Origin of the sequence: Membranihabitans maritimus (assembly GCF_021729145.1) — a bacterium.
In the GTDB taxonomy this organism is placed as follows: Bacteria; Bacteroidota; Bacteroidia; order Chitinophagales; family Saprospiraceae; genus Membranihabitans; species Membranihabitans maritimus.
In genome coordinates this window covers 251,545-271,283 of record NZ_JAJSLW010000002.1, presented here as the reverse complement: position 1 = coordinate 271,283, position 19,739 = coordinate 251,545, and the positions used below count along the sequence as shown (strand labels likewise).

Sequence of the window (19,739 nt, the reverse complement as noted above, 5' to 3'; positions counted from 1 at the left end):
TCTTTGCTTCGAATCAAAAATTGAATGTTATGGACCGAAAAATGAAAGCAGCCGTATTATCGGGATACGGATCTCCTGAAGTAATCCATTGTAAGGAAGTAGAAATACCAAAACCTAAAACCCGAGAAGTATTAGTGAAAATTCACGCCAGCTCCGCCACAAGAGCAGACAGTATGATGAGAACAGGGAAACCATTTATAGGTCGTTTGATCTTGGGGCTTCGCAAACCTAAACATACTATTCCAGGTACCGGATTTGCGGGTGAAATTGTAGAAATAGGCCCTGATGTTACTTCTTTCAACCTTGGAGATCAGGTATTTGGTGAAACTACTACTAATTTTAGTACTAATGCCGAATATGCTGTTGTCCCGGAGAAAGGTGTAATTCTCCACAAGCCCGAGAACCTAAGCTATGAGAGTGCTTCAACTTTCTGTGATGGAAATTTGACCTCTATCAATTTCCTGAAAAACGTGGGACTACTAAAACCCGGACAGAAAATACTGATTAATGGAGCTTCCGGAAGCCTGGGAACCTCAGCTGTTCAACTTGCAAAATATATGGGTGCGGAAGTTACCGCAGTATGCAGCTACAGGAATGTGGGCATGGTGAAATCCCTGGGAGCAGATCATGTAATCGATTATACAAAAGAAGATTTCACTAAAGGAAAGATACAATACGACCTTATTTACGATACTATTGGAAAAAGTTCTTTTGATAAAACAAAAAGTATTCTGACGAAAAACGGAGCGTATATTTCACCGGTTTTAAAATTCCCTTTGTTGGTAAAAATGCTTCTTACCACAATATTTGGCAAAAAGAAAGCGCGATTCGAAGCGACAGGTATGAAGAAAGAAGAGGAGCTGAAAGAACTGTTAACAGAATTAGTTAAAATCTTTAAGGAGGGGAAGCTAAAATCTGTAATCGACCGGCAATATCCACTGGAAAAGGTCTCCCAGGCCCATGCCTATATTGACACAGGTCGTAAAAAAGGCAATGTTGTTATTATTAATGCGAGTACGACAGAGAAAAAAGAGCTCTGAAGTGCCTGTCCCGACATGAAATTGTCGGGAAGCGAAATATAAATAACCCGGGGTGCCAGCCCGGGATGGAAATCAAGGTAAAACGTCGATTCTGGCATTGATATTTGCATTTTTCGCAGAATAATGACAAAATCAATTATTCGTCGAGCTCACGTTATTATTTATAAATAAGCCTTCTCGTTCACCTAATATCAAAGACATTACAACCTATTAATCATGAAAATAATAGAAAGAAATTACGCTATACTATCGGGTACAGCACTTATAATTATGGCTATAGCTGCAGCCTACTCCTATGGTTACGTTCAAAACAGGCTAATTGTTCCCGGGGACTCCAATGCTACATTAATGAATCTGAAAAAAGCAACCGATTTATTTGAGAGAGGGATAATAGGATGGTTTGTCATTTTGATGGCAGATATTTTGGTTGCCTGGAGTCTTTGGAAATTCTTTACTCCAGTCAATAGTAAAGTTTCCTTCGCTACGGGCCTTGTGCGTATTATTTACTCCATCATTCTGGCATTTGCCATCTACCACCTGGTAAATGCATGGCAAATATTACACTTTGTAAATCCCGATGCATTAGCTATTGCAAATTTGCTTGGTGCCTTTGAAAAATACTGGTCTCTTGGTCTTATTGTATTTGGATTTCATTTAATGGGGCTGGGATACCTGTCAATTTATTCAAAATCAACACCTAAATGGATAGGCCTATTGCTCTATATAGCCGGAGTAAGTTACACCATTACACATGGAGTAAAGTCGGCAATCCCCGAAGCCTCAAACACCATTGCCACGGTTGAATTGATCCTCGGAATTCCTATGGCTATAAGTGAATTGGGATTGGCCATTTGGTTAATTCTGAAAGGGGGAAGATAGAAAATAGATATTGTACTGTATCTATCAATAGTCTGACCATTGGATTAATATTTCCCTTACATACAATTCGAAATTAAAACTTACACAACTTAGATCAAATATGAGAATCTATATGTAACCTTTGTTACGCTTCAACAAAAGGAATATCGTTATATTTGGAATGAACCATAAAATCAGGCAAATGAAAAGTAAAAATGCAATCGGATTAGACACGGAAAAATCAAAATTATTAGCTGAAAAACTCAATGAGTTATTAGCAAACTATTCTATCTTTTACCAAAATACCAGAGGGTATCACTGGAACATAAAAGGAGAAAAGTTTTTTGAACTTCATGTGAAATTTGAAGAGTTATACAATGACTTGATTTTAAAGATAGATGAAGTTGCAGAAAGGATTCTAACCCTGGGTCATTCCCCTCAACATAATTATTCAGACTATAGAAATATTTCTACGATTAAAGAAAGCCTGCAGGTCAGCGACGGCAAAAAGGCGGTTGAAGATATATTGGAATCCTTTCAAACAACCATTATTCTCCAACGTGAATTGCTTGATATCTCATCTGATGCAGATGACGAAGGTACTAATGCATTAATGAGTGATTACATTCGAGAACAAGAAAAGTTAGTTTGGATGTATTCCTCATTTTTGAACCGGTAGAATTGGAATAATTCTTTTGTGATATGTGACTATATGCGATTAATGAGTTTAATGTACTAAACCATAGTCCATCCTTCAAAGGGTCGGACATAAGAGATCCTATATAAACCAAATGAAGGAAATGAATAATCTACGATTAATACTTGGGTTCTTATTGTTAAACATAACTGTTTATTCCCAATCACCCTTTACAATAGCTTTGGAGCCATTTAATATTTCTGAATTAGGAGGACTTCAATCTTTTGCATTTGGGCAAGATCAAGAAAAGTGGTTATTGGTAGGTGGACGACTTGATGGCTTGCATCAAAGACAGCCTTGGGCCACATTTGACATTGCTGGTCACAACAATCAACTTATAGTAGTAGATCCTATCTCCCATGAAAAATGGGGTGCTCCATTATCTTCATTGCCGATTTCCATTCAAGAGCATTTGAGTTCTACCAATATGAACTTTTACCAGGAGGGGGCCTATTTATATATAATTGGAGGGTACGGGTATAGTACAACGCAAGGCAATCATATCACCTATCCCTATCTTACCGCTATAAAAGTTCCCGATGTTATAAATGCGATTGTTAATGGATTGAATTTTTCAATGTACTTTAGGCAAATTGAAGATCCCCGATTTCAGGTTACAGGGGGGCAGTTGCAAAAAATATATGACATATATTATCTTTTGGGAGGACAAATATTTTTAGGAAGATACAACCCTATGAATAACCCTACATTTTATCAGGAATATACTAATCAAATACGAAGGTTTTCGTTACAGGATGATGGAGTAAATATTGTTGTACAGCATTTATCTTCTTATACGGATGCAGAAAATTTACATCGAAGGGACTATAATGCTGCTCCACAAATATTACCCAATGGCGAAGAAGGAATCACCATGTTTTCCGGCGTATTTCAGCCAACCGTTAATTTACCTTTTTTAAATTCAGTCACTGTAGACAGCAGTAATTATTCAGTAAACAATTCCTTTCTACAATATTATAACCATTATCACTGTGCTACCATCCCTTTATATTCATCAAGTGAAAATGAAATGCACACTGTCTTTTTTGGAGGGATAGCTCAGTATTATGATAGTGCTGGGATATTGGTTCAAGATAATAATGTTCCTTTTGTAAAAACAATAGCAAGAGTCACAAGGGAGGCAAATGGAAAAATGACTGAATATAAACTTCCTATTGAAATGCCAGTTTTATTGGGTGCGGGTTCAGAATTCATTCCCAATGTGAATCAATCTCTATATAATAACGGCGTTTATAAACTCGATGAAATTACAAGAGATAGCACTTTGATTGGGTATATTTTTGGAGGTATTATTAGCTCAGAAGCCAATATTTTTTGGAACAATGATGGCACACAAAGTACTGCCAATAGCCAAATATATAAAGTATATTTAACCAATACGATTTATTCTGGTTATGAAGGGAATCCTCAGGAGACAGGAAGTTTGAATTTGTCCGTTAATCCCAACCCAAATGATGGCCATTTTGTCGTTGACTATTTTTTAAAGAAGGATTCTGATGTTAAATTAACCATGTATGATATGCAGGGTGCGACTATTAGAAATGTTTTTCTAGAAAATCAATCTTCTGGAAACAACACCTATACTTTAAATGCTAGCAATCAATTAAAGAGTGGTGTCTATGCTATTTCGATTCAAACTACCTATGGAAAAGCAACACAAAAATTTATTTTTAAATGATAAAAATTAAATAAGAAAGGGATTGTAATTATAAGGGAATTTGGCCAATCATTGTCAAAAAGGTCATTTACCTTTCCGCTTATTACGTAAAAAAGGTGCGATGGGGAAAATGCCGTAAAATTATAATCCCCCAAAAGCCTACTTCAATGGAATAAACTTTGCCAAAGCATCATCTTGTAACTACTTGAATGCCTATTTACACCACACATAAAATAAAATATTTGAAAGTTTTTAATAGAAAATCCCATTGGGAATCGATATACCAAACCAAAGAATTAAAAGATGTTAGCTGGCATGAACCAATACCACAAACTTCAATAGATTTTTTCACACAATACAAAGTATCCAAAACCGCTAAAGTAATTGATATTGGTGGGGGAGACAGCCTTTTAGTTGATCATCTAGTCGACATGGGATATCGAGACATCACCGTTCTTGACATTTCTGAAACTGCTATAAACAGGGCAAAAAAACGTTTAGGACAAAGAGCAAATAAAGTAAATTGGATTATCTCTGATATTTCTTCATTTCACCCCACGGAACAATATGACTTTTGGCATGATAGAGCAGCCTATCATTTCTTGACCCGAGAAGATGAAATTTCCTCCTATATAGAAACTGCCAGTCGCCATATCAATCCAGCCGGGATTCTGGTATTGGGCACATTTTCAGAAAAGGGACCAAAAAAATGCAGTGGATTAGAAATCAAACAATACTCTGAATCGGAGCTAACGAACCGATTTAAACATGAATTTAAAAAAAGAATATGTATAGAGATAGATCATAAAACTCCTTCGGGTGTATTCCAGAATTTTGTTTTTTGTTCCTTTAAAAAGGGGTCATGAATTTGAGGCGTAAGAACCCTTGATGGAAACAGTCAGGAATGGAGATATATCTCTGTAAGAAAAACTATTATTTTTCTCGAGCAATCATGAAAATTTGCTGAAAAGGCATTTGTTTTTGAGCCCAATGACAAAAACTCCTGGAAAACTGTAAATGCTATGATTACCAATTTCTTAATCAATATTTGGAAAGTATGCAGTCTGCAATGATCATTAATTGCCAAACTGAGTTATACTTGTATCAAAAGGGAACACCAGGAAACATTTCAAACTGATTATCCAAATTGTGCAATGTCCATTTAAACTAGATCACTAGCTTTTTACATTAATATTTGTTCTAAATTTAATATATTAGTATCAAAGGCAATACATTCCTTTCAAGCTGTTTTACTTGACGATGAAAATGAAAACTTACACAATCTATGCCCCATATACAACATTGAATAATGAACGCCTAAAACACAAAAAAATGAAGAAAACAGGAATTTGGATTGACAAAAGAGTAGCTAAGATTCTTACCCTGGATGATGACGTAGAAAAATTCGAAACCATTGAATCAGACATCGATGAGTACCGTCCGAAAGGAGGAAGCGGAACAAGAATGAAAGGGGGCCCCCAGGATGTTGTGCAAGACAGTAAATATCTGGAACGTGAAAAGCACCAATATAAAGGTTATTTTAAATTAATTGCTGATACAATAAAAGGTTCGGATGCCATAGTAATTTTTGGACCTGCCCAAACCGGAGAAAAACTGAACAACGAGCTTGCAAAATCCTATCCAGACTTATTTGCCAAAGTAAAGGATCATAAGAATGCAGATAGTATGACAGATAACCAAATAAAAGCCATGATAAGAGATTTCTTTGCCGGGTGAAACTAAAAGAGTTGGGCAGGACGTTGCATTAGATCATTACTTTTAACTACATTGAATATCAGTTCGATCACTTTGCCTGAATATTGTATTTAGGGTGTATCTTTTACTTTAACCCTAATTTTTCCCTATGTTTTTTTCCCCAACTTTCCATTTGTTTCACCACCTTTTCGATGCCAAAACAATACGCTGTTACCGTGTATTCAATCCTAACAGGGTAATCATCAATGACCGTCCTTTTAATCAATAAATTTTCTTCAAGATGCTTCAACTCCTTGGATAATACCCTGTTAGTAATATTAGGAATTGACTTTGAAATTTCATTAAACCGTTTGTTCCCACCAAAGATGGAAAGGATTATAGGCAATTTCCATTTTCCTCCAAGCACATACATAGTATCTTGTATGGCTTGAATTTTTCCCCTAAATTTTTCTTCTTCAATCACCATAATAATAGAATAAGTATCCTTTAGGATACAAGTATCTAATGTATACTTTTTGTAGGTTATATTTGAATTCTAAAACATAAAAATGAAAACAATATTTATTACAGGAGCATCATCAGGTATCGGAAAATCATCCGCCAGGCTGTTTCAATCAAAAGGGTGGAGGGTCATCGCTACGATGAGAAAACCCGAAGAAGAAACAGAATTATCAAAACTCCGCAATGTTACTATTTTACCCCTGGACATAACCGATACCAAACAAATAAAATCAACGGTACAAAGTGCAATTTCATTGGGATCCATCGATGTTATACTGAACAATGCAGGGTATGGGCTGTTTGGAGCAATGGAAACACTTAACGATGAACAAATTGTGCAACAGGTAAATACGAATTTATTGGGTACAATGAGGGTTACACAGGCATTTATCCCTTATTTCAGGGAAAGGAAAAACGGAATGGTCCTTAACATAACCTCCATAGCGGGACTTGTGGCTTTCCCGTTCAGTAGTATATATCATGCCACGAAATGGGGATTGGAAGGCTGGAGTGAAAGTCTGTCTATTGAATTGGCACCATTCAACATTATCATTAAAACCATAGCACCGGGTGGAACAAAAACCGATTTTTCTGGACGCTCTTTAGATTTGGGATCTGATCCGATATATGATGAAATGGTTCAAAAAACAATTAGTGGATTTAGTACCCCTTCCACCCCCGAGGAAATTGCTGCTGTGATTTATGAAGCAACAACAGATGGGAAAGACCAACTAAGATACCTTGCCGGAGAAACTGCTGAAAAGCGTTTTAATCAACGTTTGGAATTAGGTGCGGAAAATTTCAGAAAAGAAATAAAGAAATGGTTTTTGAACTTACAAAACAATTAAAAAAATATTTCGGGAAGATAATTCCTTCAGACATTTCAATTAAAAAATAAAAATATAACAACATGAACTATAAATATATAAGTAACACCGGGCTATTGGTTTCTGAACTCTGTTTGGGCACAATGACATTTGGTGGAAAGAACGGTGGTATTTGGGAGAAAATAGGAAATGTAGAACAAAAAGAAGCAAATAGTTTAATCAAAACCGCTTTTGATGCCGGAATCAATTTTATTGATACGGCCAATGTATATTCGTTTGGTGAATCAGAACAACTTCTGGGACAAGCATTGAAAGATCTGGGAATTCCGAGAGATGAAGTAATAATTGCCACAAAAGTATTGGGAAAAATGAATGAAAAGCCCAATAGTGCAGGACTTTCACGATATCATATTTTCAATTCGGTTGATGCAAGCCTTAAGCGATTGCAATTAGAGCACATCGATATTCTTTATGTGCATGGCGTTGATCCGAAAACACCGATTGAAGAAATCATGCATTCACTGAATGATATTGTGAATACGGGTAAAGTTCGTTATATCGCCGTATGTAATTGGTATGCCTGGCAAATTTCAAAAGCACAAGCTATAGCACAATACAAAGGCTGGCACAAGTTTATCGCCTTACAACATCATTACGCTGCAGTCAATCGAGATATTGAACACGAATTAGTACCAATGGCCGTCGAACACAATCTATCTATTTTCCCATGGAGTCCATTGGCCGGCGGTTTTCTTACGGGAAAATTCACCAGAAAAAATACTACACAAGGTGCGAGACGTAGTAACTTTGATTTTCCACCTGTTGACAAAGAAAAAGCATACAATTTAGTGGATATTTTGCAAGAAATGGGAAACCGGTATGATGCAAGTATCGCGCAATTGGCTTTAGCCTGGGTACGCCAACAACGCGGCATTACAAGTACTATTATTGGTGCAAAAACTGTTGACCAATTAAATGAAAATATTAAATCTGTAACTATTGATTTATCAGATAATGATTTGAAAGAGATAGATGAAATTAGTCCTCTTCCATTGCAATATCCCGGTTGGATGGTCCGGCAGCAAAGTGGCTATCGAATGTAAAAATAATTACCGCCCAGGGGTTGTACCAAACGAATGTAGTGGGTGAAACGGCAAATATTTTTCACTCTTTTCCAGAACATATCGCTGACTGCTATTTACGATATAGTTTGAACTCCGCGGGTTAACAATTGTAATAAAATTTCAAACCTGTTTTCATATTTTGGATTTATATTCCCGTTGTCATCAAACAATTCATTGCGTTGAATGGGGATACTCAAAGGTGCTGTCCATGCCCTTAAAGACTTGGCAACAGCATCCATTGCGTTGATTCCCTGCATGGCCTGTACGCCATCTGCCCAACAAACCAATCCGATTACCTTACCGGTAAGGTATGGATTGGGTTGATCGGCGCTATATTCCAACCAATCCAGGCAGTTTTTCATGACACCTGTCATACTGCCGTGATAAAGGGGTGTAAGCCAAATATGAACATCTGCATCCCGAAATATATGGTTCATTAATACTACCGAATTGGGTGTATTCTGTATGGAAACATCAAATAGTGGTACTCCTGATTCTGCAATTTTGAATACATTGGTTTCGATTTCCAATTTATTAAGTTCTTCACTTAAGTAGTCCGATAATCGCTCAGAAGTAGTATCTTTTCTACGTTCCAATGCACCGTTAAATATCAATGCTTTCATTATTCTTATTTTTTATAAATCACTTTAGGAAGCCCTACTTCACCATACATAAGCGTTTTCACCAATGGTTTGAGTTTATTGGTAATTGCCAAATACAACTGGGGCTCTATATTCTGGTTCTGTCTCACCACTACCTTTTGACCTTCAAGATGATTGAAATCAGTAGTTTCAATCCGCTCTTTCCATAAACGAAGGTCCAATTGACCGGGAGATGTATAATCTATTTGAGTAGCTATACCACAAAGCTTTTCCGCAATAGACATATAAGCCCAGGATGGTATTATGGCGTCAGTAGAACAACCTATGGCGACAGGCATATTCCTGTATTTTTCCCAATTTACTTCGGCAAGAAAAGCCTTAAACTCTTTTTCCTTCAACATCAACCCCATATACAAACCTTCTTTTATATCAAAAAAAATGCTTTTTATTTCAGGCTCATAATCCTGTAGATTAACCGGAATAATTCCGCTTCTCTCGACTTTGTTAGATATGGTTTTTCCCGTCATTTATTCTTTTTTTGAGAAATTTTGCATCCATTATATATACCATAATTGCAAGTTTTTGATTTTGAATATTGTTCTTCCAAACCTTTATGAGAAATCCTTACCTCATCCTGATACCGGTGATAAATAGTCTTCGTTTCAATACCAACTTAAATTCCCAACGCATCCTTCAACCAAACCAATTCGGGTAATTTATAACTTATACTTTAATTTTAAAATTATTTACCTGTAAAGGTAAAGATAGATTACTAATAAAACAAGTGATCACTTGTTTTATTAAATTTTTGAAAGTACTAATGGAATAATATGGTCTTATTAATCGGTGTTCTGCCCATTGAAATTATGCCGGGAAAATTAGAGTTTGCCTTAATCTATCAAATTATCTGCGGAACCTGCCCTCCTCTGGTCGGCACTGTGGATCCGTATCCATGTGGAGCCTCAGCAGACCTTTGTCCTGCCTGTCCTTCGCTGGCAGACAAGTAAGAGCAAAAAGACTCACTGAGCAATCCGAAGGACTTCGTCGTGAACTCAGTCGAACACTCATATAAAGTTCTTAGCCGAAAGGCCCCTGGAGGAATTTAAATACAAAATGTATTTAACTAAATGTTTTAAAATAATGATGCAAACTTATGTTTGATTTCTTGCTGTAATTTTTTTTCCTCTTCATCTCACAAATTACATTCAGACAACTCTTTGTGTTTTTTTTACTAATTTACCCATATGTCAAAAAACTACTCCATTGGAACCCGGATTAAAAAAGTATTTGGGAAAATACACCTTTGGTTGGGGTTAGGAACTGGACTATTATTCTTCATAATTTGTATTTCTGGTGCCATATTGACCTGGAAACCAGAAATCAGCAGCCTTTTATACAAAGAAAAGGTCGAAAACGAACAAAGATCATTTGCCCCCATTCCCAAGTTTAAATCCGTGCTTGAGAAAGCGTTTCCTGAAGGGGATTTTCGCACTATTCATTTTGGAGACAGCATTAGCGCAACTAAGGTTTTACTCTTTGTTCCGGGAACCTATTATTATGCATTCTTAAACCCATACAGCGCAGAAATTATCCATTTACAAGACATGAAAAAGGGGTGGTTAAATAAATTGGTTCCCTTACATCGAAATTTGCTTCTGGGGAAGGTTGGTGAAGAAGTTGTACATTGGGTGACGTTGATATCTTTTATTTTACTTTTCACGGGTATTTATTTGTGGTGGCCAAGGAATGGACAGGGGATGGCCAGATCCTTACAAATTAAATGGGGAAGTCGATTTAAAAGAATAAATTATGATTTACATAAAACTTTGGGGTTTTATTCACTATGGATTGGCATTCTTTCAGTACTTACCGGGATTTTTTGGGGGTTTAGCGGAGTACAAAATGCATTACAAATGGTAACGGGAGAGCAAATAATTGAATACGATACCCCCCGATCTAAAAAACCATCAAAGGTCAAAATACTAAGTGAAGTAGATATAATGGAGAAATTGGCCAAACAGTTTCGAAGGAATTTCCCGAAAAAATCAGTCAATATTTCTATGCCTCACTCGGAAACGGATCCTATTCATATAACGGTAATAGATTCCTATCAAAGAGTATATAGTACTGATCATTATTATTATGACCGCTATTCCGGTAAACAAATAAGTGGCTCGTTTAAACCGGGATCCTTCTCAGACAAAAGTACTTATTCTTACCTTAATGGATTAGTGTATGATATCCACCTGGGAAATATCCTGGGATTCTGGGGACGCCTATTACTTTTTATTTCAACGCTGTTCATTTCTACACTACCTATCACAGGATTTCTTATCTGGTGGGGTAGAAGAAATAAAAAAAGTCGAAAAACAGATGCGGGAAATAGCGTTACTACAGAATAATTTATCCTTCTTGGTTAAAGTTATTCCGAAGGGCCCTTTCTACCTTGAAGATTATAATGAAAATCACAAGAACTGTCAATACCGTTCCAATAATATTTCCAGCTGTTTCGGGAATCTCAAAAAACAGGCTTATAATAGCAAATACGACCAAAGCTCCACCCGAATTTGTCAACAATTTACCGGAATAGGATTGTGCAAAATCCCACCTATCCTTACTTTTCATCGCAGAAGAAGTTCGGTACCCAAAGTAATAATTAATACTTTTAGGAGGTTTATTCCTGAGAATCCAACCCAGTATCAAAAATACAGTACCACAAATTATAAGAATAGTAAAAAAAGGTTGTGAAAAATTCATTAGTAATCAATGTTTGAACTCTTAAAATTGTAATTTCAAATAATTATTTTCAGGCAACATTTTACACCCGCAACTATTTTATTATCAACCCCGTATGCATATTACAGATATCATGGATACTACTTTTTAACTTTCCACCATAAGATAATAAGTATCAAACTAATCTATTCGGTGGAGACATTTGTTTTAACCATTTTTCGAGAACCGAGATTGAATACCCCCATTTTCAATCCAACTCCAAATGATAATCCATTAACATTTTCAAGGTTCAGCTGATTACCAAGTAAGACATCACTTGTCATGCGATAGGTAATTCCTGTTTCCAACTGTATTATATTTGATATTTTAAAAACGACATTTACGCCGGGTTCCACAAGAAAAAAGGGATCCCACTCATCATCATACGGATCAATATCAAAATCATCCCTGTCCAGAAATCCGATAGCCCCGCCTCCTATCATGACGGGTACGGACATATGAACTTTTTGTTTTCCGAAAAATATAGGCTCGAAGTGCAATCCACCATATGCCCCGGTAAGGACCTTCCTCCTATTGAGGTTGGAAAGATTGTGATCTGAATAAAATCCGGACCCACTTATTCCTATCTCCAATTTATTATTAGTTACATAGCCGAGCCGCCCAGTGAAAAACAAAGCATTGTCATCTCCAATTTTCCCAAATTTGGGTTGAATGCCAAGATAAACACCGTGCGTCCCACTTCCAGAACTAAATGTTTCTGCCGCATCAACCTTTTTTTCAGAAAACTCAATATAACCTTCCTGGTCATTTTGCCCGTATAAACCTACCGTCACTAAAAGTAAAAAAATGATATTAATCTTCATTGTTGTTAATTATTGATTTTTAAAAATTACATTCCCGTTTTTTGAAATTAAATTGATAGTCTCTCCCACACCATTTCCATAGTGCGCGTGAATTTTCTTTTGCTTATCTTTATTATCCAGTGATTCGACCTGTAATATCTTGGTTGACAGTGGCAACCGTAGGGTACCCCCATCCACCTGTCCTTTGAATTCAAATGGATCATCACCTACAAAAACAGACACCTGAGAACTTCGCTGATTGATATCCAGGGGTACAATACCGTCCCTAAATCCCAAAATATTCATTGTCACAAACTGGATTTCAAATTTTGATCTCTCTGACAACCTATCAATTATTATCTCACTAAAGTTGGCATCAATATCACACCTGGCAGCATAATTTATTTTGAGCTCATCTCTTGATGAAACAAGATTTAACTGACCGATATTTTCAATTTCATAAACACCCCCTACGGATTCTGATTCAAATACATCTATACTATAAGCTTCTATATTAGTTTGCTTTAGATCCATTTTCACTCTCGAAACGGAACCAAATTTCGCCTCCACAAACTTCAACACACCATTTGCATTTGAAATATTTCCATCAATGACCAGTTGGCCGTGTTGTTGATCGATATATAAATCACTATCCCAGGATTCAATGGATACATTTCCGAATTCATTTACAATATTCAGGTCCATAGTATTCGGGACATTCAATGTGTACCCGACCCAAAAGTCTGACTTCCCAATGCTTTTTATTTTGTCATTGATCCATGATGAAAACCAATTTTCCGACTGATCTTCCCATTTCATGGCAATCGTTATTTCTTGCCCCGTTCGTATAATCTGAGGAGTAAGAGCATTGGTATGTTGCAAAATTTTGCCATTTTTACTGTCCCGAACAATGATTTCCAGTTGTATAATTTCCCGATCCCAACCAACAATACGTATATCCCCAAGATTATTCACTACATTAACCAGGTTCTCTGTCGTTACATGAAGAGTTTTCTCAAAAGGGTAAGTAGCTCCCGTTTGACCATAAGAGTGGCCAACAAAAAACAAGACTATCCACAGAAGCAACCCTCTAAAGCGATAAGTATTCACGATCATCATTTTTTTCATTTTTATCCATTTGGGATTTACCCAAAAAATCTTCAAGCGCTTGTATCTGTTCTTTGTAGTTTTCTACTAAAGCCATCATTACTTTTTCATCATCAATATTTCTGTTTAACCGATCCTTTAGCTTTATATTTTCTAATTCCAGAACTTCCATAGTTTTCAAAAATGCATCTTTAGTGGTTTGCTCATACGTATTGTTGTTTTCCAGTGATGACTTTAGTACCTCGTATTTTTGCCCGTAGTAAGTTTCAATAGCATTCAATTCTGAAAGCCCCTCATTAAACATTCTGTTACTGCCCTCATAGTACCCGTATTGATAAAGGGTAATAGCGGATATTATAATAATACATGCAATGGCGGCTCGCTTCAACAATGGAATAATTCTAAATCGGGGTGGTGGTAATTCTTTTTCTATACGATTCCAGACCAGGTTTTCATCAAAATCACGGTCATCAAATTCACTTTTGTTTTTCTGTATATAATCGTTAATGTCCATAAAATTTATTTTTTAGTAATTGCTGTAAAGCTTTCCGTCCACGATGATACTGTGACCGCGAAGTTGATTCACTGACACCCAGAATTTCACTGATCTCAGTATGGTCGTATCCTTCAATCAAGTATAGATTTATAATGGTTCGATAACCATCAGATAAAGACGCAATAGCTTCCTTTATTTGATCAATTGAAATTTTGTATTCATCTACTGTAAATTCAAATGGCTCAGAAAATTCTGATTCAACCTTTTCAAAGCTTACATTCTTTTCTCTCTTCAAAATATTTATAGATTTATACACAATGATCCTGTGAATCCAGGTTGACAGGGAACTATCTCCCCGAAATGATGATATATCCCTGAGAACCACTAAAAAGCCCTCTTGCAATGCATCTTGTGCTGATTCATCATCTCTGAGAATCCTGTAAGCAACGTTGTACATTTTTCGCGCATAGCGTTTATAAAGCCGCTTTTGTGCCTTTCTATCCTGCTGGACACAACGCTCCACAAGTACTTTTTCATCATTTAATAGATCAACTGTGTTTTTCACAAATATTTTTCTTCTATTGATATAGTCTTTTCATTTTTGAAAGCGTTGCACAATGAGAAAAGAAATTTAAATAAATTTAAATTTCTTAGATATAAATATACTTCTAGGGGGGTAGGTAGGTCCAGATAACAGTCAGTCCTGTAGTTTTCTTACACCGTGAATTTAACCATTCCCAAAGAACCTTTTGGAAAGGCTAATCCTTGGGGTAATTAGAAGAACTAAAATTGAAATTAATCTAAGTCCGGTAATTTTTTAGGATTCAGAGCATTTGAGAATAGTAAGGTTCGACTAAAAGCGGCGAATACATAGTGGACTCTTTAGCGCTATTTTTAGGAAGAAGGTCGCTGTTTCCAAGTAGCAACTCCAAAATGTAAATCCTTAAGCTAAGACCGGAAAGATATATCTACTGCGTTCGCTCCCCCTTTTCTTTATTGCGATAAAGATTCAGGAAGCAGCCTAGAATATTCCTTTCACTCCCCCCTTAACCTTCAACAATTCGTCTGGCACATGATAATTAAATGGATTGTAGCATTGAAAATACAACTGAAGGTAATGGCTTATCGAGAAGAATCCCACCGGATAGCAAGACCCTTTTCTCCTTCCCTGTAAATTCCCATGGATGCGTCACCTATTAACAGGATATCCTCTGAATAAAAAGGCATGCTTTATGATCCATGGTTTATCTCGATTGTTTACTTTCCTCGTCACCTCAAGGGATCATTAGTCCCAGGGATCGGGTTAATAGCAATCCATCAAAATTTGCCCTTTCTGGAGAAAATCACTAAAATTTCTTCCGTTGTAGTCTTGTGTAATGGTTTCCAGGATAGCTAAAACCTCATTTTGCATTGAAATAGATCCACAAATCATAATGGTACCACCCTTCTCCAGGGAATGTGCAAGATATGTTCCCTCATGCCGGATCAAATCCTGAACGTATCGAAAAGGGGCATCTTCCTTGGAATAGGCAATTTTAAAATCTGTTAACAATCCCTGAGATTTAGCAGATTCAATCCATTTCTTGTACAACGTAAATGATGTATTATTTCTTCCTCCCCAAAATAAAGATACCGGAATTGATCGTTTATTATCAAACAACATTCCGAGATAGGGTGCAATCCCGGTACCGTTGGCAATAAGTATAACATTGTTAGCTTTTCTGGGGAAGTGAAAATCTTTATTTACACGGAAAATAGCATGAAGTGCATCGCCCGTTTCGAGATTTCTCAGATAATTGGAACAAACACCCATTTCATGCCGTTTCACACTGAGTAGAATTCTTCTTTTATTTAATTTAGCAATGGAATACCACCTTTCTATGTTGGAATCCGGCGGTAGTATCCCAATTAAATCACCTGATGAAAATTGCTTCTTTGGAGATTCAAGTTCGAGGGTAAAGGTTTCATTAAAATCATCATTTACCAGGGTTTTGCTTTTAACTGAAAAAGTATGTGATTTTTTCTTCTGGGATGATAATTGAGCTGGCAATTCTATTGATACACCTTTGTGATTACCCCAGGAAGAAGCCCATGTTTGAAAGTTTGTGTATGACTTATTGTGTATTAAGCAAATGGGCCTCCCAGATTCACAATTTACGTTTTTGCTAATTAAAGCATTTACATCTTTGGCATATTGGCAGTACTTCGGATAAGCCAGAGAACCAAATCCGACAACGGCTAAATTAAATTTCCTGGTCGGGGGATTTTCTAAAAACTTTGAAAAAAACTGGGTTGCATTGGCCGGGGGGTCCCCCTCTCCGTATGTAGATGTCAGAATTACCATGTCCGTCATATTGGGGAAATTTTGATAACTATCCAATTCTTCCCAATAGACTTTTTGCTTTTGATTTAATAATGCACTGTAAAATATTTGTCCAAAAGATTTTGTACTGCCATTTTCTGAACCCACCAGAATAATAATCTCTGCCTCATTTGGCTTGTACCTATTTTTTATTTTTTTGCTTAGTCTTTTAATCGAAATGGCAAACCCCGAATACAAAAAGAATAAAATATTGGCAGATGAAATGGCTAATACCAGGGACCATAAAATACTACCGGTCCCGGTATGAAGATTAAAACTTACCCTTGCTACCGATTTAGTAACTGGAAATTGATTTGTTTCTACAATTGCACCTGTCACCTGATTAATACTCAATTTTTTATCAGGTAGGGTAAGAATGAAATAATCCTCTTCATCAGATGAAAATGGGAATTCCAGGCTTTCTATATCCCCCAATTTGATGGTTTCCAGCACTCCTGACATACTATTGGATCCATTTACAGAAGATGTTTGTATCGCAACAGGCTCGCCTTCAGGTACCAAATCAAACCGTAAAAGTGATAAATACACTCCGGACAGACTTATGATTAAAATGGGTAACAAGGTCCATCGACCTAATATGACATGGTAAAATTGATAAAAATCGTCTTTGGTTATTCTTTTGAAGACGTTCTGAATTCCATTTTGCCTTTTGATAAATAAAATTGTTCCTGTAATTGCAATGAGGAAAAGTAAAAATGATACAATTCCAACTAAAATCCTCCCCGTCGTTTTGAGGAACAAAGACCGATGCAGGGTAGTCATAAACTCAAACAAAGGCCTTTTTGCCGGAATATCCCCAATTTTTTGACCGTTATAAGGATTAATGTATATATCTCCGCTCAAATCTTCCTCCATACTAAATACGGATGCTTTTACAAACCCTTCAGGTGTAACCATTATCTCCACCACCTCTTCATAGGTAGATTTCATGGTATCAATGACATGATTCAAAGGTATTTCTTCGATTCCCTTAACTTTGAAATCCCGCAATTGATTTTCAATAGGTTCAAAAGCCAGGAAAAGCCCGGTGATAGATGCCAAAAGCACGAAAATAGAAGAAGATACAGCCAGCAAAAAGTGACTGTACCTCCATATTCTTTTTACCATAAGTCTGTAAAACTAGGTTTGAGGAAGTATTCGAACATAACGGATATAGCCGGTACCTTCAAACTTGCCTTTTAGAGATGCATCGTTTATTGATATTTTTAAATCGTCTTTATGATAGTCCTGGTGCTCTACCGATGTTTCAAACCTAAGTTGATATCCATTGTTTAAATACGATTCGTCAATATCCAAAACAAAAATTGACCGTTCCCCTCCTGCTATCGTCGCACCTGTGATCCCATCTATGTTGGGTTTGTTCTTGGATTCATGGAATTCCCACCATGTGGGAATATCAGGATACCATTCTTCATCGTCTCCAAGCACCCTCAATGTCTTGACATAATTATCCTCACTATCCAGGACCGACACGACTATATAAGCACCTTCCCCTGTATAATTAGTTAATTGAATCATACATTTAAATTGTCTCTCTTCACCATCTGCCAAAGGGGAAACAAATGAAGTAAGTCCTATTGATATTGCACATAAGACCACTAGGAAGCCTAAATATTTCATAGTAAAATCAATTTATTTTCAAAAATTTCAAATCCAACTTTGCCTTTTTAAGGGCCTCATTTTCACTTGCAAGATCAAATGCACTTTCTTCGAATTCCGTTAAAATACTTTTATCCGCTCCACTGTCTAACAGGATATTCAATATCTCATTATTTTTTGCTTTCATTGCAGCAAGATGTAGAGGAGTCAAGCCATCATCGTTCTTTTGATTGATTTCTACATTTGAATCAATGGCTTTGACTAATAATCCTTTTTCCTCCTTTTCAATGGCAATATGTGCTAATGTATTACCATTTTCAAAACTTTCTGCCAGTCCCAGACCTTTTTCCTTAAGAAGTTCAAAGAGTGGATCAAACCCATCTTTCGTCCTGTTACTATAAGAATTAAAAAGATGATACACTAAATTATTCCCATTAGCATCGAGGATACTAAAATCTGCTCCATGTACTTTTAACAAATCAACCAACTCCCCGGAACTGCGCATAATCGCATAACTCAAAGCTGAGTATCCTTCCTTATTTTGTAAATTAATTTCTTTTACCTCCGATAACAGACTTTCAGCTACTACTGTATTCCCTGCACTAACAGCATTCATAAACGCAGTATTTCCATTTCGGTCTACCTGATTGATATTTACACCATTATCTATAAAGTAATTAATGATTTCCATATCTCTTGCGCTCCTGGAAAGATTATGGATTGGCGTCTGTCCGTCGAAGTTAACAATATCTACTTCAAAACCGAGTCCCTCCAAAAATTTGTAAACACTTAGCGGATTGGTATACCCCCTGCTTCCCTGCGTAGCAAAAAAGAGGGCATTTTCCCCTTTTGAATTTAATTTTTTGTAATCAAGGCCCATTTTGATCAAATGCTCCATTAACTCAATATTACCCCCTTTTGCTGCGTAATTAAACATTCCATTGCCCTCATCATCGCGACTGTGTATGTCCAATCCTTTTTCTACAAAATAATCGATCATATTTTTGTCCTTAATCGAGGCTGCAAGGATATGAAGCACATTGGCTCCTGAACGGGTCGTTGAATGCACACTGACTTCGTGATCCAAAATAAGGTCATATAATTCTATATCCGTATTGCCGGATGCAGCGGTAAACGTAAGAAAATTATATCCGTGGGAATCCGTAATATCCGTGCGACTACCTTTTTCTAATAGTATTTTTACTATTTCAATATTGCCGGATCTTCCTGCCCACATCAAATAGTTTCTACCATCGTGGGTATGTTTATTTACATCATTGCCTTCAAGCGATAACAAAAATTTAATAGTCTCGAGAGGTGCGCCACTATTGATTGCACTTGTTACAGCATCAAAAGCATTGGGGTCTAATGCTTCAGCATCGTGACCTTCAGCTATTTTTTGTCGTATTACATCGACATTGGGTTGCGTGCTCCAAAAAGACCGATCGTGAAAAATATTTTCTGATTGTGCCTGTAAAAAAATTGGAAATGTGAAAAATAGAGCAATCCATGTATGTTTCATATCCTTTATTT

Annotated in this window: 21 protein-coding genes and 1 pseudogene; 11 read left to right on the top strand and 11 right to left on the bottom strand. The window is 36.6% G+C overall.

Going from position 1 to position 19,739, the window contains the following annotated elements; translation table 11 throughout:
- Positions 1-29: 29 nt before the first annotated feature.
- The 7 genes and pseudogenes from LVD47_RS03130 (at position 30) to LVD47_RS03105 (ending at position 6,010) form a co-directional block, all read left to right on the top strand.
- Positions 30-1,040, top strand: coding sequence for an NAD(P)-dependent alcohol dehydrogenase (locus tag LVD47_RS03130; RefSeq protein WP_236974082.1), 1,011 nt, complete (start codon positions 30-32; stop codon positions 1,038-1,040).
- A gap of 216 nt (positions 1,041-1,256) precedes the next feature.
- On the top strand, positions 1,257-1,919 hold the full coding sequence (locus LVD47_RS03125) for a DUF4386 domain-containing protein (protein ID WP_236974081.1): 663 nt from the start codon (positions 1,257-1,259) through the stop codon (positions 1,917-1,919).
- A gap of 181 nt (positions 1,920-2,100) precedes the next feature.
- Positions 2,101-2,577, top strand: coding sequence for a Dps family protein (locus LVD47_RS03120; RefSeq protein WP_236974080.1), 477 nt, complete (start codon positions 2,101-2,103; stop codon positions 2,575-2,577).
- 121 nt (positions 2,578-2,698) lie between these two features.
- Complete coding sequence (locus tag LVD47_RS03115; RefSeq protein ID WP_236974079.1) at positions 2,699-4,294, top strand: T9SS type A sorting domain-containing protein; 1,596 nt, start codon at positions 2,699-2,701, stop codon at positions 4,292-4,294.
- Between the two features lie 221 nt (positions 4,295-4,515).
- Positions 4,516-5,139: a class I SAM-dependent methyltransferase gene (locus LVD47_RS03110; protein ID WP_236974078.1), complete on the top strand. Its 624-nt coding sequence runs from the start codon at positions 4,516-4,518 to the stop codon at positions 5,137-5,139.
- Positions 5,140-5,145: 6 nt separating this feature from the next.
- Positions 5,146-5,328, top strand: a pseudogene (locus LVD47_RS24295) (phage tail sheath family protein); the annotation flags it as partial.
- Positions 5,329-5,605: 277 nt separating this feature from the next.
- Positions 5,606-6,010 carry a hypothetical protein gene (locus LVD47_RS03105; RefSeq protein WP_236974077.1) on the top strand — a complete coding sequence of 135 codons (405 nt, stop codon included), beginning with the start codon at positions 5,606-5,608 and terminating at the stop codon, positions 6,008-6,010.
- A gap of 103 nt (positions 6,011-6,113) precedes the next feature.
- On the opposite strand, the gene LVD47_RS03100 is transcribed toward LVD47_RS03105, so the two are convergent.
- Entirely contained in the window at positions 6,114-6,455 is a 342-nt protein-coding gene (locus tag LVD47_RS03100) for a winged helix-turn-helix transcriptional regulator (RefSeq protein ID WP_236974076.1), read from the bottom strand.
- An 82-nt stretch (positions 6,456-6,537) separates the two neighbouring features.
- On the opposite strand from LVD47_RS03100, the gene LVD47_RS03095 reads away from it, so the two are divergent.
- Together LVD47_RS03095 and LVD47_RS03090 are read left to right on the top strand one after the other, a co-directional pair.
- Positions 6,538-7,338, top strand: a complete 801-nt coding sequence (locus LVD47_RS03095; RefSeq protein ID WP_236974075.1) for an SDR family oxidoreductase — start codon at positions 6,538-6,540, stop codon at positions 7,336-7,338.
- A 62-nt stretch (positions 7,339-7,400) separates the two neighbouring features.
- The gene (locus LVD47_RS03090) at positions 7,401-8,420 is read left to right on the top strand and encodes an aldo/keto reductase (RefSeq protein WP_236974074.1); all 1,020 of its coding nucleotides are present in this window, start codon (positions 7,401-7,403) and stop codon (positions 8,418-8,420) included.
- Between the two features lie 95 nt (positions 8,421-8,515).
- Here the strand turns inward: LVD47_RS03090 and LVD47_RS03085 are convergent, their stop codons facing one another.
- Positions 8,516-9,064 carry an NADPH-dependent FMN reductase gene (locus tag LVD47_RS03085; protein WP_236974073.1) on the bottom strand — a complete coding sequence of 183 codons (549 nt, stop codon included), beginning with the start codon at positions 9,062-9,064 and terminating at the stop codon, positions 8,516-8,518.
- Positions 9,065-9,069: 5 nt separating this feature from the next.
- On the bottom strand, positions 9,070-9,570 hold the full coding sequence (locus tag LVD47_RS03080) for a DUF2480 family protein (RefSeq protein WP_236974072.1): 501 nt from the start codon (positions 9,568-9,570) through the stop codon (positions 9,070-9,072).
- Between the two features lie 303 nt (positions 9,571-9,873).
- Here LVD47_RS03080 and LVD47_RS03075 point away from each other — a divergent pair, with 303 nt between their 5' ends.
- Positions 9,874-10,050, top strand: coding sequence for a hypothetical protein (locus LVD47_RS03075; protein WP_236974071.1), 177 nt, complete (start codon positions 9,874-9,876; stop codon positions 10,048-10,050).
- 237 nt (positions 10,051-10,287) lie between these two features.
- Complete coding sequence (locus LVD47_RS03070) at positions 10,288-11,445, top strand: PepSY-associated TM helix domain-containing protein (RefSeq protein ID WP_236974070.1); 1,158 nt, start codon at positions 10,288-10,290, stop codon at positions 11,443-11,445.
- A 1-nt stretch (position 11,446) separates the two neighbouring features.
- On the opposite strand, the gene LVD47_RS03065 is transcribed toward LVD47_RS03070, so the two are convergent.
- From LVD47_RS03065 to LVD47_RS03030, 8 genes are all read right to left on the bottom strand, one after another.
- On the bottom strand, positions 11,447-11,800 hold the full coding sequence (locus LVD47_RS03065; protein ID WP_236974069.1) for an SdpI family protein: 354 nt from the start codon (positions 11,798-11,800) through the stop codon (positions 11,447-11,449).
- A 164-nt stretch (positions 11,801-11,964) separates the two neighbouring features.
- On the bottom strand, positions 11,965-12,642 hold the full coding sequence (locus LVD47_RS03060) for a hypothetical protein (RefSeq protein ID WP_236974068.1): 678 nt from the start codon (positions 12,640-12,642) through the stop codon (positions 11,965-11,967).
- A 9-nt stretch (positions 12,643-12,651) separates the two neighbouring features.
- Positions 12,652-13,749 (bottom strand): hypothetical protein, encoded by a 1,098-nt coding sequence (locus tag LVD47_RS03055; protein ID WP_236974067.1) that lies wholly within the window; start codon positions 13,747-13,749, stop codon positions 12,652-12,654.
- Positions 13,712-14,242 (bottom strand): hypothetical protein, encoded by a 531-nt coding sequence (locus LVD47_RS03050; protein WP_236974066.1) that lies wholly within the window; start codon positions 14,240-14,242, stop codon positions 13,712-13,714. The genes LVD47_RS03055 and LVD47_RS03050 overlap by 38 nt, the downstream gene beginning before the upstream one ends.
- Positions 14,232-14,789 carry an RNA polymerase sigma factor gene (locus LVD47_RS03045; RefSeq protein ID WP_236974065.1) on the bottom strand — a complete coding sequence of 186 codons (558 nt, stop codon included), beginning with the start codon at positions 14,787-14,789 and terminating at the stop codon, positions 14,232-14,234. Before LVD47_RS03045 ends, LVD47_RS03050 begins: the two co-directional genes overlap by 11 nt.
- A gap of 738 nt (positions 14,790-15,527) precedes the next feature.
- Positions 15,528-17,714, bottom strand: a complete 2,187-nt coding sequence (locus tag LVD47_RS03040; RefSeq protein WP_236974064.1) for a PepSY domain-containing protein — start codon at positions 17,712-17,714, stop codon at positions 15,528-15,530.
- Positions 17,715-17,726: 12 nt separating this feature from the next.
- Positions 17,727-18,227, bottom strand: a complete 501-nt coding sequence (locus tag LVD47_RS03035; protein WP_236974063.1) for a DUF2271 domain-containing protein — start codon at positions 18,225-18,227, stop codon at positions 17,727-17,729.
- 7 nt (positions 18,228-18,234) lie between these two features.
- Positions 18,235-19,728 carry an ankyrin repeat domain-containing protein gene (locus tag LVD47_RS03030; protein WP_236974062.1) on the bottom strand — a complete coding sequence of 498 codons (1,494 nt, stop codon included), beginning with the start codon at positions 19,726-19,728 and terminating at the stop codon, positions 18,235-18,237.
- Positions 19,729-19,739: the final 11 nt, after the last annotated feature.

Bases quoted from the DNA above. Each gene is read 5' to 3' on its own strand.
- LVD47_RS03130 (WP_236974082.1), top strand. From the start codon at position 30: ATGGACCGAAAAATGAAAGCAGCCGTATTATCGGGATACGGATCTCCT.
- LVD47_RS03125 (WP_236974081.1), top strand. From the start codon at position 1,257: ATGAAAATAATAGAAAGAAATTACGCTATACTATCGGGTACAGCACTT.
- LVD47_RS03120 (WP_236974080.1), top strand. From the start codon at position 2,101: ATGAAAAGTAAAAATGCAATCGGATTAGACACGGAAAAATCAAAATTA.
- LVD47_RS03115 (WP_236974079.1), top strand. From the start codon at position 2,699: ATGAATAATCTACGATTAATACTTGGGTTCTTATTGTTAAACATAACT.
- LVD47_RS03105 (WP_236974077.1), top strand. From the start codon at position 5,606: ATGAAGAAAACAGGAATTTGGATTGACAAAAGAGTAGCTAAGATTCTT.
- LVD47_RS03100 (WP_236974076.1), bottom strand. From the start codon at position 6,455: ATGGTGATTGAAGAAGAAAAATTTAGGGGAAAAATTCAAGCCATACAA.
- LVD47_RS03095 (WP_236974075.1), top strand. From the start codon at position 6,538: ATGAAAACAATATTTATTACAGGAGCATCATCAGGTATCGGAAAATCA.
- LVD47_RS03090 (WP_236974074.1), top strand. From the start codon at position 7,401: ATGAACTATAAATATATAAGTAACACCGGGCTATTGGTTTCTGAACTC.
- LVD47_RS03085 (WP_236974073.1), bottom strand. From the start codon at position 9,064: ATGAAAGCATTGATATTTAACGGTGCATTGGAACGTAGAAAAGATACT.
- LVD47_RS03080 (WP_236974072.1), bottom strand. From the start codon at position 9,570: ATGACGGGAAAAACCATATCTAACAAAGTCGAGAGAAGCGGAATTATT.
- LVD47_RS03075 (WP_236974071.1), top strand. From the start codon at position 9,874: ATGGTCTTATTAATCGGTGTTCTGCCCATTGAAATTATGCCGGGAAAA.
- LVD47_RS03070 (WP_236974070.1), top strand. From the start codon at position 10,288: ATGTCAAAAAACTACTCCATTGGAACCCGGATTAAAAAAGTATTTGGG.
- LVD47_RS03065 (WP_236974069.1), bottom strand. From the start codon at position 11,800: ATGAATTTTTCACAACCTTTTTTTACTATTCTTATAATTTGTGGTACT.
- LVD47_RS03060 (WP_236974068.1), bottom strand. From the start codon at position 12,642: ATGAAGATTAATATCATTTTTTTACTTTTAGTGACGGTAGGTTTATAC.
- LVD47_RS03055 (WP_236974067.1), bottom strand. From the start codon at position 13,749: ATGAAAAAAATGATGATCGTGAATACTTATCGCTTTAGAGGGTTGCTT.
- LVD47_RS03050 (WP_236974066.1), bottom strand. From the start codon at position 14,242: ATGGACATTAACGATTATATACAGAAAAACAAAAGTGAATTTGATGAC.
- LVD47_RS03040 (WP_236974064.1), bottom strand. From the start codon at position 17,714: ATGGTAAAAAGAATATGGAGGTACAGTCACTTTTTGCTGGCTGTATCT.
- LVD47_RS03035 (WP_236974063.1), bottom strand. From the start codon at position 18,227: ATGAAATATTTAGGCTTCCTAGTGGTCTTATGTGCAATATCAATAGGA.
- LVD47_RS03030 (WP_236974062.1), bottom strand. From the start codon at position 19,728: ATGAAACATACATGGATTGCTCTATTTTTCACATTTCCAATTTTTTTA.